Here is a 14,584-nt window from a genome sequence, read left to right as displayed (position 1 = left end):
CTCACCGATGACTCGCGAGCCCCACGAGGCAGACGAGGCGGAAGGGCGCAGTCTGGCGAAGGAGACCGGGCGCTCGGCGGGGAAGATCGGCGTCTCGCTGCTCGTCGCGATTGCGCTCGGCTACGTGCTGACGCTGCTCGCCACCCGCTGGCTCGGCCCGGAGAACAGCAAGGTCTACCTCTCGTTCTGGGGCATCCTGATGGGCCTCGGCAGCGCGCTGTCGCCGCTGGAGCAGGAGCTGTCCCGCCAGTCCGCGGTGGCCGCGCTCGACGGCGGCAAGGCCGGCAAGCCCGCGTTGCGCGCCCTGACCGTCGGCGCCGTGACCGTCGCCGTCGTCGCCGGGCTGACGATGACCGTGCCGGTGCTGTCGGACCGGCTCTACGCCGGGAACACCGCGCTCGGCGTCATCGTGCTGTGCGGCGCCATCTCGTTCGCCTGCCAGTTCGCCGCCCGCGGCCTGCTGGTCGGGCAGCAGCGGATCAAGCCGTACTCCTGGCTGGTCGTGGCCGAGGCCGCGGTCCGCGTGCTCGTGCTGTTCGGCATCGCCGCCGCCGGGCTCACCGGCGTGACGTCGTACGCGATCGCGGCCGCGGCGGGCTCGTTCGCCTGGCTGCTGTTCGTCAAGCCGGTCGCCGGGCTGGTCGACCCGCACGCCGACGGCGACGGCTGGGGACCGGTGACCGGCCGGATCCTGGTCCTGCTGACCGGCGCCGCGCTGACCGCGAGCGTCATCACCGGCTACCCGGCGCTGGTGAGCCTGCTCGCGCCCGGCGGCTCCGAGCGCGACGTCGGCGTCCTCTTCGCGACGCTCACCGTGTCCCGGGTGCCGCTGCTGCTGCTCTCGCCGCTGCAGGCGCTCGCCGTACCGACGGTCGTCCGGCTTTCGGGCACCGAAGACGGGCAGCACCGGCTGCGGAAGCTCCTCGCGGCCGGCGCGCTCGGCACGATCGCCCTCGGCGTGGTCGGCGCGCTGGTCGGCTGGCTGATCGGGCCGTGGCTGGTCTCCCTGCTCTACGGCTCGGGCTTCGTCGCCCAGGGCTGGTGGGTGGCCTGGATGGTGTGGGGTGCGGTGCTGCTCACGGCGCTGCAGCTGATGACCGCCGTGCTGGTGGCCCGCAAGGAGGCGAACAAGGTGCTCGTCACCTGGGCGGTGGTCGCGGTCGCCACCGCCGCGACGCTGCTGCTCGTGCCGGGCGACCCGATCCTCAAGGCGGTCGCCGGGCTGGCCGGGGGCCCCACGCTGGGCCTGGTGGTCGTGTTGGTGTTCGTCCTGCGGCGGCCGGGCAACGTGCGGCCCGTCCCGGACGTCCCAGTAAGGTGACCCGGCCGGAATCGGGACTGGATCGGCGGGGAACGCCGGTGAGGTTGGACAGCGGAAAACCATGAACGTACTTCTGGTCGTGCTCGCCTTCTGGCTGCCGGGCCTCGTCTTCGGGGCCGCGATCCGGCTGCGGGGCTGGCTGCTCGCCGCCGCCGCGCCGATCCTCACGTTCGGCATCGTCAGCCTGGGTGTCCCGGTCCTCGGCGGCCTCGGCATCCGCTGGACCACGCTCGACGTCGCGCTCTGGACGCTCGTGCTGTCGGCCGTCGGCTTCGGGCTCGCTTTCCTGGTGCAGCGGTTCACCGCGCGCCGCCACCCGGACTGGGCCGAGCAGGACGCCGCCGCGGCCGCGCCCGCCCGCTCGCTGCGCGAGCACCTGCTGATCGGCGCCGGCGTCGGGGCCGGCAGCCTCGTCGGGATCGTCACGTTCCTGCGTGGCGCCCGCGGCCTCAACCAGGTCCAGCAGGGCTGGGACGCGCCCTTCCACGCCAACCTCGTCCGCTGGATCGCCGAGCACGGCGACGCCCGGCCCTCGACCGTCGGCACCATCGCGAACCTGCCGAACCAGACGAACTACTTCTACCCCGACACCTACCACGCGCTGCTCGCGCTGGTCTTCGACAAGGCCGGCCTGGCGATGATGCCGACGCTGAACATGGGCGCGCTCACCGTCATCCTGTGCGTGCCGATCGGTGTCGCGGCGATGTGCCACGTGTGGCGGATGCCCACGCTGGCCGTCGCCGCGGCCGCCGCGGTGTCGGCGTCGTTCACCAACTTCCCGTACGACTCGCTGTGGCGCGGCCCGCTCTGGCCGTACGTCGCCGGCGTCGCCCTGATCCCGGCGATGCTCGCGCTCGCGCGCCGGCTGCTGGAGCCGCGCGGGATCGCCGGCCCGGTCGCGATCGGCGTCGGCGTCGCGGGCCTGATCGGCCTGCACACCAGCGTCGCGTTCGTCGTCGTCGTGTACTTCCTGCTGATCCTGCTCGCGGTGCTCTTCAAGTTCGAGCGGATCGACTGGCGCCGGTCGGCGGCCTCGCTCGGGGCCACGGTCGCGCTCGCCGTTGTCTGCGGGCTGCCGCTGGCGCTGCCCTCGCTGTACAACGCGGGCGGTGTGACCAGCGCGTTCTGGGCGTCGGAGGCCACCGTCACCGGCGGCCTCGGGGAGACCCTCACCTTCTCGCCGATGGCCGCGTTCCCGCAGTGGTGGATCGGCGTGCCCGCCTTGATCGGCATCTTCCTGCTGGTGAAGCACCGGCGGATGCTGTGGATGGTCGCCGCCTACGTCGTGTTCGGCGGGCTGTTCGCGGCCACCGTGTCGCTCGAGACGCCGCTCATCCACACCCTCACCGGCATCTTCTACAACGACCACTGGCGGATCGGCGCGCTGGTCCCGCTGGCCGGCGCGGTCGCGTTCGGCGAGTTCACCGACACCGCCGCCCGCTGGATCGCCCGCAAGGCGGGTGGCCGGCTGCCGAACGTCTCGCCGGCGACGCTCACCGCGGTCGGCGTCGTGCTGCTCGTGGTCGTCATCGGCGGCCTGAGCCGCGGCGGCTACATCGGCCGCAACGCCGCCCGCCTGCAGATGAACTACAACGGCGGCCCGACGGTCAGCAACGACGAGCGCTCGGCGTTCGACTGGCTCGCCGGCCACGTCGCGCCGGGCGAGCGGGTGATGAACGGCAAGGCCGACGGCTCGGTCTGGATGTACGCGCTCGACGGCGTCCAGCCGGTCGAGTGGACGTTCTACGGCGCCGAGGGGAACACCCCGGCCGGCTACCTCGGCGTCTACCTCGACGACATCGACAAGTTCCCGCGCGTGCGGGAACTGCTGACCGACCTCAAGGTCCGGTACGTCTTCGTCGGCCAGGGCAAGGTCACCAAGGACACCTACAACGGGCCCGGCCTGAGCCACCTCGACACGACCCCGGGCTTCAAGGTCGTGTTCCGCAACCCCGGCGCGACCGTCTACGAGATCGAGGGCCAGCAGGGCGTCGTCGCAGCTGGTGCGGCTCCAGGGTCCGCGGCCGGTAACGGGCAGTGAAAGGCTAGAGTGATCGCGTGTCCAGCACCTCCGTGACCAGCCGCCGCGTGCTCATCGTGATGCCCGCGCTGAACGAGTCCGCGAGCGTCGCTTCGGTCATCGACCAGGTGAAACGCGCTCTGCCGAGCGGTGACCTGCTCGTCGTCGACGACGGTTCGGTCGACGAAACCGCCAAGCTCGCCCGCGCGGCCGGGGCCGAGGTGGCCCGCCTCGCGGTCAACCTGGGGGTCGGCGGCGCGATGCGCACCGGCTTCCGCTACGCCGCCGCCCGCGGGTACGACGTCGTCGTGCAGGTGGACGCGGACGGCCAGCACGACCCCGACGAGCTCGACGCGCTGCTGCGCGGCCTGGACGACGCCGACATCGTGATCGGCTCCCGGTTCGCGGGCAAGGGCTCCTACAAGGCGAGCGGGCCGCGCAAGTACGCGATGGTCGCGCTCTCGCTCGTGTTCTCGCGGCTGGCGAAGACCAAGCTCACCGACGTCACGTCGGGGTTCAAGGCGATGGGGCCGCGCGCGATCCGGCTGTTCGCCGGCTACTACCCGGCGGAGTACCTCGGCGACACCGTCGAGTCGCTGGTCATGGCCATCCGGGCCAAGCTGACCATCAAGGAAGTTCCGGTCGTCATGCGGGAGCGCGCGGGCGGCACGCCCAGCCACTCGCCCGTCAAGTCCGCCGTCTACCTGAGCCGGGCCGGGCTCGCGCTGCTGCTGGCGCTGGTGCGCCGCCGGCCCGCGGTCGACTCGTCCGACTCGGCGTAAGGGGAAGCAGAAATGCAGGGTTGGCGCATCCTCAGCATCGTCGTCGCCTGTGTCGTGCTGTTCGTCGTCCTCGAGATGATGCGGCGGCGGAAGCTGCGGGAGAAGTACGCGGGCGTGTGGCTCGTCGTCGCGGTCGGCGTGGTCGTCCTCGCGGTGCTGCCGCAGGCGGCCGAGTTCCTCGCCAAGCACACGGGCGTGCAGACGCCGTCGAACTTCGTCTTCCTCCTCGCCGGCGTCGTGCTGGCCCTGGTGTCGCTGCACCTCTCGACCGAGGTCGGGCACCTGGAGGAGGAGGTGCGCACGTCGGTCGAGGAGATCGCGCTGCTGCGCTGCGAGCTCGAGGACGCCAAGCGCGAGCTGGCGGGCCGGATCGGCGAGCTGGAGGCGCGCACGACCGCGCCGGACGACGTCAAAGGGCTCCCCGAGGTCGAGCGCGTCAGCAAGTGACCGCGTGATCGATGCCCTGCTCGCCGCGCCCGCGCGGCTCGGGGCGGTGCGGCTGCTGGCCATCGACGGCCCGTCGGGCGCGGGGAAGTCCACGCTGGCCGCCCAGGTCGTCGCCGACCTGCGTGCGCGCGGCTGCCGGACCGGGCTGGTGAGCACCGATGCCTTCGCGACCTGGGACGACCCCGTTTCCTGGTGGCCACGGCTGGTCGACGGCGTCCTGCGGCCCCTCGCGGCCGGCGTCGAAGGCGCTTACCGGCGGGTGGACTGGACAAGTGGGACGCCCCGGCCGGGTGAAGTCGTCCGGGTGCCCGTGCCGGACGTCCTGGTGCTGGAGGGCGTTTCGAGCGGCCGCACTTCGGTAAGACCCCTGCTTTCGCACCTCTGCTGGCTTTCCGGCGGCCCGGAGGCCGATCGGCTGGCCCGGGTCGTCGAACGCGACGGCACGGCCGCACAGGGCGAACTGGGCCGCTGGCAACGCTTCGAGCGCGGCTGGTTCGCCGTCGACGGCACGGCGGCGGCTGCCGGAACCCGACTTTCGTAGGGGTTCGTTCGGTCACGCTGCGTGCGCGCTTGCCTCCGGATCGATCAAGGTGGAACGGTTGCGCCACCACGACCGGGCTAACGTTGGTACCGCCATCTGAGTTAGTGATCCGGCACCGGGCGCAGTTGCGGGCCACAAACGGTCACATTTTGTCACGATTTACGGACACATTGCGGTCAAATCGGTGCCCACGTAGCGCGATCGTAACCTCACGTACTTAAGCCCAGGCCGACTTCCCGCTAGTGTCGCTGGGCACACCGACCGTCCGTCGAGTTCCTGACCGACCGGACGGTGACTTTGAAACCCGAACATCTCCCAAGGGGTGCCAGATGCAGCAATTGCGGCTGACCCGAACACGCCGCGTGGCCCTGATCGGGCTCGCCGGCGCGCTCGCGGTTTCGCTGTCCGCTTGTGCGGAATCCAAGCGTGAAGAGGGCGCGGGGGGTGGTTCCGGGGGCACGATGATCTTCGGTGCGGCCGGTAACCCGAAGTTGTTCGACCCGATCTTCAACGACGAGGGCGAGACCTTCCGGATCACGCGGCAGATCTTCGACACGCTGATCCAGAACAAGCCGGGCACCGCCGACCTCGAGCCCTCCCTCGCCGAGAAGTGGGAGCCGAGCAACGACGGCAAGACCTGGACCTTCTCCCTCAAGCAGGGTGTGAAGTTCTCCGACGGCACCCCGTTCGACGCGACCGCGGTCTGCTTCAACTTCGACCGCTGGTACAACATGAAGGGCGCCGCCGCCCAGAGCCAGATGATCTACTACGCCGACGTCTTCGGCGGGTTCGCCAAGAACGAGAGCGACGACTACAGCGACCCGGTCTACAAGAGCTGCGAGGCGAAGGACCCGGCGACCGCGGTCGTCAACCTGAACAAGGCCAAGGGCGCGTTCCCGGCCGCGTTCACGCTGCCGTCGTTCTCGATGCAGAGCCCGGCCGCGCTGAAGCAGTACAACGCGGACCAGGTCACCCAGAGTGGTGACTCGTTCACCTACAGCGAGTACGCGAACAAGCACCCGGTCGGCACCGGGCCGTTCAAGTTCGACAGCTGGGACCAGGGCAAGGGTGAGATCACCCTCGTCAAGAACGACACCAGCCCGACGCAGACGGCGAAGCTCGACAAGCTGATCTTCAAGGTCATCCCGGACGAGAACGCCCGCAAGCAGGCCCTCAAGGCCGGCGACATCCAGGGCTACGACTACCCGGCGCCCGCGGACTACAACCTGCTGCGCGGCGACGGCGAGCAGGTGCTCGTGCGGCCGCCGTTCAACGTGCTGTACCTGGGCATCAACCAGTCCGGCCCGGCCGGGGAGAAGCTGAAGGACGTCCGCGTCCGCCAGGCGCTGGCCTACGGCATCAACCGCGAGCAGTTCGTCAAGAGCAAGCTGCCCGAGGGCTCCGAGGTGGCCACCGAGTTCGTCCCGAAGACGATCTCCGGCTACACCGACGACGTCACCAAGTACCCGTACGACCAGCAGAAGGCCAAGGACCTGCTGCAGCAGGCCGGCGCGACGAACCTGACGCTGAAGTTCTACTACCCGACCGAGGTCACGCGTCCGTACATGCCGAACCCGGCGGACGTCTTCACGTCGATCTCCGAGGACCTGAAGGCCATCGGCATCAAGGTCGAGGCCGTCGCCAAGCCGTGGAACGGTGGCTACAAGGACGACGTCCAGAAGTTCGGCAAGCAGGACCTCCACCTGCTCGGCTGGACCGGTGACTACAACGACGCCGGGAACTTCGTCGGCACCTTCTTCGGCCGCAAGAAGCCGGAGTTCGGGTTCGACAACCCGCAGCTGTTCCAGGCGCTGGCCGCCGCGGACGCTTCGCCCGCCGGCGACGCGCACGCCAAGGCGTACCAGGAAGTCAACAAGCAGATCATGGACTACCTGCCCGCGATCCCGATCTCCTACGGCCCGCCCGCCATCGTGGTCGGCCCGAAGGTCAAGGGCCTGGTCGCCAGTCCGCTGACCGACGAGCGGTTCAACACCGTTACCGTCAACTGAGTTCTGCCTAAAGGGCATGGGGTGGGCGCTACCGCGCCCACCCCATGCCCGTACCTCCCGGGCTGGCCCCAAAGGACACCAAGTGCTCCGTTTTCTCGTGCGTCGGCTGCTACAAGCGATACCGACGCTGCTCATCCTGTCCATCCTGGTCTTCGCCTGGCTCCGCTCACTGCCCGGAGGGCCCGCGGCCGCCCTCCTCGGCGACAAGGCAACGCCGGAGAAGATCGCCAACCTCAACCACGTGCTGGGGCTCGACCAGCCGGTCATCATCCAGTACTTCAAGTTCCTCGGCCGCGCGGTCACCGGTGACTTCGGCGCCTCGCTGGTCTCGACCCAGCCGGTGATGTCGGAGATCGGCACGTTCCTGCCGGCCACCATCGAGCTGGGCATCTCCGCCATGATCGTCGCGGTGCTCATCGGCATCCCGGCGGGCTACCTCTCGGCGCGCTACCGCGGTGGCGCCGCCGACAACGTGATCATCGTGCTGACGCTGATCGGCGTCGCGGTGCCGGTGTTCTTCCTCGGCTACATGATGCAGGACCTGCTCGCCGGCCCGCTGGGCCTGCCGTCGCAGGGCCGGCAGACCGCCGGGCTGGACGCCACCGCCATCACGAACTTCGCCGTCCTCGACGGCATCATGACGAGCGAGTGGGACGCCGTCTGGGACGCGATCAAGCACCTGATCCTCCCGGCGTTCGCGCTCGCGACCATCCCGCTCGCGGTGATCACCCGGATCACCCGCGCGTCGGTGCTCGAAGTGCTCAACGAGGACTTCATCCGCACGGCCAACTCGAAGGGCCTCACGCAGCCGGTGGTCCGCCGCCGGCACGTGCTGCGCAACGGCCTGCTCCCGGTGGTCACCACGATCGGCCTGCAGACCGGCGCGCTGCTCGGCGGCGCCGTGCTGACCGAGCGCGTGTTCAACTTCCGCGGCCTCGGGTTCCTGCTGGCCGAAGGCATCGAACGGCGTGACTACCCCCGGCTCCAGGCGCTGCTGCTGTTCGGGGCGCTGGTGTACGTGCTGGTGAACATGCTGGTCGACGTCTCGTACGGGATCATCGACCCGAGGGTGCGTGTGCGATGAACACTCTGCTGAACAAGAAGAAAGAGCCGATCGACAAGCTCGCCGCGGCGAGCGGGCACAGCCTCGGCGGCGAAGCTCTGCGGCGGATGCTGCGCAGCCCGGTCGCCATCACCGGCGCCGCGATCACCGGCTTGTTCGTGCTGCTGGCGGTGTTCGCGCCGCTGATCGCGCCCAAGGACCCGTTCGAGCGGTACCTGCAGGACCAGGTCGCCCTCGGCCAGGGGATCATCCCCGGCGCCCAGCCGGGTTACCCGCTCGGCGTGGACGACTTCGGCCGCGACGAGCTGTCGCGGCTGATCGTCGGCGCGCAGAACACCCTCCTCGTCGGCGTGCTGGCGACGGTGATCGGCGTGCTCCTCGGCGTCGTGATCGGCGGCCTCGCCGGCGCGTTCGGCGGCTGGGTCGACACCGTCCTCATGCGACTGGTCGACGTCATGCTGTCGGTGCCGTCGCTGCTGCTGGCCATCTCGGTCGCGGCGCTGTTCGCCAAGCCCAGCCAGTGGACGGTGATCCTCGCCGTCTCGATGATCGGGGTACCGATCTTCGCGCGGCTGCTGCGCGGCTCGATGCTGGTGCAGCGCAGCAGCGACCACGTCCTCGCGGCGACGTCGCTGGGCGTGAAGCGCGGCGCGATCGTGTTCCGGCACATGCTGCCGAACTCGCTCGGCCCGGTCATCGTGCAGGCGACGCTGACCCTGGCGACCGCCATCCTCGAGGCCGCGGCGCTGTCGTTCCTCGGCCTGGGCGACCCGGACCCGAACCGGGCGGAGTGGGGCATCATGCTGAGCAAGGGTGCCCGGCAGTTCCTCGACGTCCGGCCCGAGCTGGCGTACTACCCCGCGATCGCGATCATCGTCGTCGCGCTCGGGTTCACGCTGCTCGGCGAGTCCCTCCGCGAAGCCCTCGACCCGAAGAACAGGCGGTGAAAACCGATGGCACTCCTTGAAGTCCGTGACCTCACGGTCCAGTTCGTCCGCCGTGGCGAGCAGCCTTTCACCGCGGTGGACAACGTCAGCTTCGACGTCGAACCGGGCCAGACGGTCGGCCTGGTCGGCGAGTCCGGCTGCGGCAAGTCCGTGACGTCGCTGGCGATCATGCGGTTGCTCGCCAAGCGCGGCAACAAGGTCAGCGGTTCGGTGCGCTTCGAAGGCACGGACCTGCTCAAGCTGTCCAACAAGGAAATGAGCGACCGCCGCGGCCGCGACCTCGGCATGGTGTTCCAGGACCCGCTGTCCTCGCTCAACCCGGTCATCCCGATCGGGCTGCAGATCACCGAGGTGCTGGAGCGCCACCGCGGGATGTCGCGCAAGGCGGCGTCCGTCGAAGCGGTGGACCTGCTGGACAAGGTCGGCATCCCCGACCCGTCGCGCCGGCTTTCCGAGTACCCGCACCAGCTTTCCGGCGGGATGCGGCAGCGCGCGCTGATCGCGATCGCGCTGGCGTGCCGGCCGCGGCTGCTCATCGCCGACGAGCCGACCACCGCGCTCGACGTCACCATCCAGGCGCAGATCCTGGCGCTGCTGCGGGAACTGGTGCAGGACACCGGCACCGCGCTGATCATGATCACGCACGACCTCGGCGTCGTCGCCGGGCTCTGCGACGAGGTCAACGTGCTCTACGGCGGCAAGATCGTCGAGCGCGCGCAGCGGCACCAGCTGTTCGCCGAGCCGCGCCACCCGTACACGCATGGCCTGCTCGCCTCGATCCCGCGCCTCGACGCGGGTCGCGGCGAGAAGCTGATCCCCATCCGGGGTTCGGTGGCCGACAACATCCCGTGGGACCACGGGTGCGCGTTCGCGCCGCGGTGCCCCAACGCGCTGCAGGTCTGCCGCGAGGTCCAGCCGCAGCTGGTACCCGACCGGAACGCGCTGCTGCGCTGCCACAACCCCGTGCGGCCCACGGTCGCGGCGGGAGGAGGAGCCCGATGACCCGTCCTGCTGGTGATGTGCTGCTCGAGGTCGACGACCTCAAGGTGCACTTCCCGATCAAGCGCGGCGTCGTGTTCGACCGGACGGTCGGGCACGTGTACGCGGTCGACGGCGTCGACCTGGCCATCCGCCGCGGCGAAACCTACGGCCTGGTGGGCGAATCCGGCTGCGGCAAGTCCACTTTGGGCCGGGCGATCCTGCGGCTGAACGAGCCGACGTCCGGGTCCGTGAAGTTCGACGGCACCGATGTCGCCCAGCTCAAGGGAGAGGAGCTGCGGAAGGCCCGGCGCCGGATGCAGATGATCTTCCAGGACCCGATGTCCAGTTTGGACCCGCGCCAGTCGGTGGAGTCCATCCTGCTCGAGGGCATGCACGCGCACGGCCTCGACAAGGACAAGGAAGCCACCCAGCGGCGGCTGCGGCAGCTGCTGGCCGCGGTCGGCCTGCCGGAGACGTCGCTGCGCAAGTACCCGCACGAGTTCTCGGGCGGGCAGCGCCAGCGCATCGGCATCGCGCGGGCGCTGGCGGTGGAGCCGGACCTGATCGTCGCCGACGAGCCGGTGTCCGCATTGGACGTTTCGGTGCAGGCCCAGGTCGTCAACCTGCTGGAGGACCTGCAGCAGCAGCTCGGCCTGACCTACGTGGTGATCGCGCACGACCTCGCGGTGGTGCGGCACATCTCCGACCGCATCGGCGTGATGTACCTGGGCGCGCTGGTCGAGGAGACCGACGCGGACTCGCTGTACCGGGACCCGCTGCACCCGTACACGCGGGCGCTGCTGTCGGCCATCCCGGTGCCGGACCCGCAGGTCGAGGACACCCGCGAGCAGATCCTGCTCGCCGGTGACCTGCCGTCGCCGGCGAACCCGCCGTCGGGCTGCCGCTTCCACACGCGCTGCCCGTGGCGGCAGGCGAGCCTGTGCGACACCGACCGTCCGCAGCTGCGCGAGATCGGCGGCGGGCACCGGGTGGCGTGCCACTACGCGGAGGACATCCGCGACGGGCGCATCCAGCCGCACGAGGTCGAGCCGGAACTGGTGGAGCTCACCGGGGCGCTGAACCCCGACCTGGGCCCGCCGGACGTCGGCACGGCCGCCGAGATCCTCTGAGTTCCCGTGTCGCGGGGGCCGGCCGGGGTTTTCGCCCCGGCCGGCCCCTTTTTCACGGCTTGAGGTCGAGCGCGGCGCTCATCGAGCCGTCCATGTAGAACGGCGTCGAGTCGTGGACGTGGGTGATCCGCCAGTCGCCGTCCTGCCTGCGGAAGCAGACGGTGGACCGGAACCACAGCTCGAACGGCTGCGGCAGGCCCTTCGGCGTCGTCGACAGCCGGGTGAGCGCGTGGCAGTACGCGATGTCCCCGCCGACGGTGACTTCGAGGTCGCGGGTCTCGTACTCGATCGGGCCGTCGAAGCCCGCGAACCACGCTTCGCGGGCTTCGACGTCTTCGCCGTGGTGCACCAGCGGCGGGGCGAGGGTGAACGCCACGGCGTCCGGTGTGTACTGCGCCGCAAGCGCCTTGGCGTCGCGCGTGGTCATCGCCGTTGCCCGGGCTGTCATCAGTTCGCGAATCCGCTGCTCGGTCATGCCATCCTCCTGGGGTGCGGTGGTCGTTCGGAGGAGACGTAGGCGCCGCCGGGCGGATTTCGACATTCTTGCGGAGGCGATCGTGAAATACGTGGTGCTGATCTACGGCAACCCCGCGTCGCGCCAGGCGTGGGAGGGGATGAGCGAGGAGCAGCGGGCCGCCGGGCTGGCGTACTACCAGCAGCTCAACGACGACCTGGACGAGTCCGGCGAGCGGATCGTCTCCGAGCGCCTGGCGTACCCGGAGCTGGCGACGAGGATCAGCGCCGGCACGACGACCGACGGGCCGTTCGCCGAGGCCAAGGAGTTCCTCGCGGGCTTCTACCTGCTCGACTGCGAGAGCCGGGAGCGCGCGGTGGAGATCGCTTCCCGGATCCCGGAGGCGGCGTTCGGGGTGGTCGAGGTGCGGCCGGTGATGGGGCTGCACGGGCCGGAGCTGTGAACCCGGAACTGCTGCGGACGCTGGCGCCCCAGGTCCTGGCGGCGCTGGTCCGGCGCTACGGCGACTTCGAGGCGTGCGAGGACGCGGTCCAGGAGGCGCTGCTGGCGGCATCGCAGCAGTGGCCGTCGTCGGGGATTCCGGATCACCCGAAGGGGTGGCTGATCACGACGGCGTCCAGGCGGCGCATCGAGCAGTGGCGCAGCGATTCGGCCCGGCAGCGTCGTGAGGAGGCGGTGGCCTTGGCTTCGCCGCCGGACCCTTCGCCGGTGGCGGTGGACGACACGCTGACGTTGCTGCTGTTGTGCTGCCACCCGTCGCTTTCGCGGCCTTCACAGGTGGCGTTGACGTTGCGGGCGGTGGGCGGGTTGACGACGGCGGAGATCGCCCGCGCGTTCCTGGTCCCGGAGGCGACGATCGGCCAGCGGATCAGCCGGGCGAAGCGAGCGCTGCGCGACGAGCGGTTCTCCGTCGATTCTCGAGAAGAGCGGCTGACGGCGGTGCTGCAGGTGCTGTACTTGATCTTCACGGAGGGGCACACGGCCAGTTCGGGCGGTGCGGTGAGCCGAGTCGAGCTGACGGCGGAGGCGATCCGCCTGGTCCGCGCGTTGCACGCGGAGCTCCCGGCCGACGGCGAGGTCACGGGGTTGCTGGCGTTGATGCTGCTGACGGAGGCCCGCCGCCCGGCGCGGGTGTCGGCTTCGGGGGCGTTGGTGCCGTTGGCTGTGCAGGACCGGACGCTGTGGAACGCGGGGTTGATCGCGGAGGGGACGGCTCTGATCACGAAGGCGCTGGTCTCGGCCCCGATCGGGCCATACCAGCTCCAGGCGGCGATCGCGGCGGTCCACGACGAGGCGGCTTCGGCGGAGGCTACGGACTGGGCGCAGATTTTGACGCTGTACGACTTGCTTCGGGTGGTGGCTCCGGGGCCGATGGTGACGTTGAACCGGGTCGTGGCGTTCGCCCAGGTCCATGGGGCTGAAGCGGGGTTGGCGGAGCTGGCGGGCGTGGAGTTGAAGGACCACTATCGGGTGGATGCCGTGCGGGGGCATTTGCTGGAGGAGGTGGGGGACTTCGCCGGGGCCCGGGAGGCGTATCTGGCGGCCGCTCGGCGGACGTTGAGTTTGCCTGAGCAGGGGTACTTGCAGGGGCGCGCGGCGAAGCTGAAGGCCGGTTGACTGGACTGGCCTTGCCTGCCGGTGCGGCTCGCACTCTCGCGGGGTTTCGGCGGAGTCCGCGCTGCCCAAGGCGGCTTCGGTCGCGTTCGCGAGGTTCGGCTGGGTCGGGGACCCGGGCCGGCCCTGGCTGATGTCTTGAATGAGTCATTCAGGTCTTCGGAGGTCCTGAATGACTCATTCAAGACGTTCGACCTCGGTCATCGGCGGCAGCGTGCTCGGTCGCTCGAGGTTGTAGGGGCGGGGTTGCCTGCGGGCGAGGGTTGCGATGCCGAAGTCTTGACCGGCGCCGCCGGGAATCCACTCCGCAGGGATCCGGCTCCGGTTCGGGGCCCGCCCCACGGGGATTCGTGTCCGCTGGACCTCGGCTTCGCCGTTGTTTGCTCCGCCGGTCCAGCTTCGCCAGGTCTTCGCCCTGCAGGGCCTCTGGCTCCGCGGGACCCGCCCGGCCAGGACCCCGCCCGGCCAGGACCCCGCCCGGCCAGGACCCCGCCCGGCCAGGACCCCGCCCGGCCCTGGCAGAGTCCCGGCAAAGTCGGATCGGTGTGGTCGGTCTGGCGGCCGGTGACGTCATGAACGAGTCGTTCATCTCGCCGGATGCGATGAACGAGTCATTGATGACCGTCGAAGCTCGGCATTCTGTCGAAGTGCCTCTTCGGTCCGGCGTTCCGTGGGCGGTGGGGTCGGGCGGAGCATCGCCACGCCCGACTGCCGGAGCCCTGGCGTCAGGTGACATGCATGAATGGGTCATTCATGGTGTTCGGGGCGGCCGAGCGGCGTCGAGTGGGGCGGGGCTGGGACAGCTGCCCTGCCATAGCCCTCCGGCACCCCGAAGCTGTCATTGTGACTACGGCCGGCAACACCGCGTCAAGGCGGGAAAGATGCCTTGACCCGGCGCTGCCGGCCGTGTTGTGGCTTCGGATCGGGGTGCGGGGGAGTCTGGGTTCTCGTCGGTGTCTGTTCTCGGGGGCCTCTCGCCTTTGGCGTCGGCTTTTTGTGGCGTGGCGAGACGGTGGGCAGTCAGTCGTTCAGGTGGCGATTGGCGGCCGGCATGAACGAGTCGTTCACCTCGCCGGATGCGATGAACGAGTCGTTGATGACCACCGAAGCTCGGCGTCCCGCCGAAGCGCCTCTTCGGCCCGGCGTTCCGCGGGCGGTGGTGCCGGGCGGAGCATCGCCCCACCCGACTTTGCCGGAGCCCTGCCCGGCCCTGGGGGCCGTGCCCAAGCCCAGCCTACCGACGCCCCCCGACCA

General features: G+C 70.1%; 13 protein-coding genes. 12 read left to right on the top strand and 1 reads right to left on the bottom strand.

Features of this window, described 5'->3' with window-relative positions:
• The first annotated feature begins 7 nt into the window (after positions 1-7).
• From ACERZO_RS42510 to ACERZO_RS42465, 10 genes are all read left to right on the top strand, one after another.
• Positions 8-1,321 (top strand): lipopolysaccharide biosynthesis protein, encoded by a 1,314-nt coding sequence (locus ACERZO_RS42510; RefSeq protein ID WP_372671643.1) that lies wholly within the window; start codon positions 8-10, stop codon positions 1,319-1,321.
• Between the two features lie 61 nt (positions 1,322-1,382).
• On the top strand, positions 1,383-3,362 hold the full coding sequence (locus ACERZO_RS42505) for a DUF6541 family protein (protein WP_372671642.1): 1,980 nt from the start codon (positions 1,383-1,385) through the stop codon (positions 3,360-3,362).
• 59 nt (positions 3,363-3,421) lie between these two features.
• Positions 3,422-4,123, top strand: a complete 702-nt coding sequence (locus ACERZO_RS42500) for a glycosyltransferase family 2 protein (RefSeq protein ID WP_372671766.1) — start codon at positions 3,422-3,424, stop codon at positions 4,121-4,123.
• A gap of 12 nt (positions 4,124-4,135) precedes the next feature.
• The gene (locus tag ACERZO_RS42495) at positions 4,136-4,570 is read left to right on the top strand and encodes a DUF2304 domain-containing protein (protein ID WP_372671641.1); all 435 of its coding nucleotides are present in this window, start codon (positions 4,136-4,138) and stop codon (positions 4,568-4,570) included.
• Positions 4,571-4,574: 4 nt separating this feature from the next.
• Entirely contained in the window at positions 4,575-5,111 is a 537-nt protein-coding gene (locus ACERZO_RS42490) for a uridine kinase family protein (protein ID WP_372671640.1), read from the top strand.
• Positions 5,112-5,440: 329 nt separating this feature from the next.
• Positions 5,441-7,120 (top strand): ABC transporter substrate-binding protein, encoded by a 1,680-nt coding sequence (locus tag ACERZO_RS42485; RefSeq protein WP_372671639.1) that lies wholly within the window; start codon positions 5,441-5,443, stop codon positions 7,118-7,120.
• A gap of 82 nt (positions 7,121-7,202) precedes the next feature.
• Complete coding sequence (locus ACERZO_RS42480) at positions 7,203-8,204, top strand: ABC transporter permease (protein ID WP_372671638.1); 1,002 nt, start codon at positions 7,203-7,205, stop codon at positions 8,202-8,204.
• Positions 8,201-9,130, top strand: coding sequence for an ABC transporter permease (locus ACERZO_RS42475; RefSeq protein ID WP_372671637.1), 930 nt, complete (start codon positions 8,201-8,203; stop codon positions 9,128-9,130). The genes ACERZO_RS42480 and ACERZO_RS42475 overlap by 4 nt, the downstream gene beginning before the upstream one ends.
• A gap of 6 nt (positions 9,131-9,136) precedes the next feature.
• The gene (locus tag ACERZO_RS42470; protein WP_372671636.1) at positions 9,137-10,132 is read left to right on the top strand and encodes an ABC transporter ATP-binding protein; all 996 of its coding nucleotides are present in this window, start codon (positions 9,137-9,139) and stop codon (positions 10,130-10,132) included.
• A complete protein-coding gene (locus tag ACERZO_RS42465) occupies positions 10,129-11,241 on the top strand; it encodes an ABC transporter ATP-binding protein (RefSeq protein ID WP_372671635.1) in 1,113 nt (370 codons plus the stop codon). The genes ACERZO_RS42470 and ACERZO_RS42465 overlap by 4 nt, the downstream gene beginning before the upstream one ends.
• A gap of 52 nt (positions 11,242-11,293) precedes the next feature.
• Here ACERZO_RS42465 and ACERZO_RS42460 read toward each other — a convergent pair whose 3' ends face one another.
• Positions 11,294-11,716: a YybH family protein gene (locus ACERZO_RS42460; protein ID WP_372671634.1), complete on the bottom strand. Its 423-nt coding sequence runs from the start codon at positions 11,714-11,716 to the stop codon at positions 11,294-11,296.
• 82 nt (positions 11,717-11,798) lie between these two features.
• Between ACERZO_RS42460 and ACERZO_RS42455 the strand changes: the two genes are divergently transcribed.
• Entirely contained in the window at positions 11,799-12,158 is a 360-nt protein-coding gene (locus tag ACERZO_RS42455; protein WP_372671633.1) for a YciI family protein, read from the top strand.
• Positions 12,155-13,333 carry an RNA polymerase sigma factor gene (locus ACERZO_RS42450; RefSeq protein ID WP_372671632.1) on the top strand — a complete coding sequence of 393 codons (1,179 nt, stop codon included), beginning with the start codon at positions 12,155-12,157 and terminating at the stop codon, positions 13,331-13,333. The genes ACERZO_RS42455 and ACERZO_RS42450 overlap by 4 nt, the downstream gene beginning before the upstream one ends.
• Positions 13,334-14,584 lie beyond the last annotated feature (1,251 nt).

The organism is Amycolatopsis kentuckyensis (genome assembly GCF_041679295.1).
Classification (GTDB): domain Bacteria; phylum Actinomycetota; class Actinomycetes; order Mycobacteriales; family Pseudonocardiaceae; genus Amycolatopsis; species Amycolatopsis kentuckyensis_A.
Note: the sequence above shows the minus strand (reverse complement) of the source record. Positions and strands in the feature narration are given on the sequence as shown.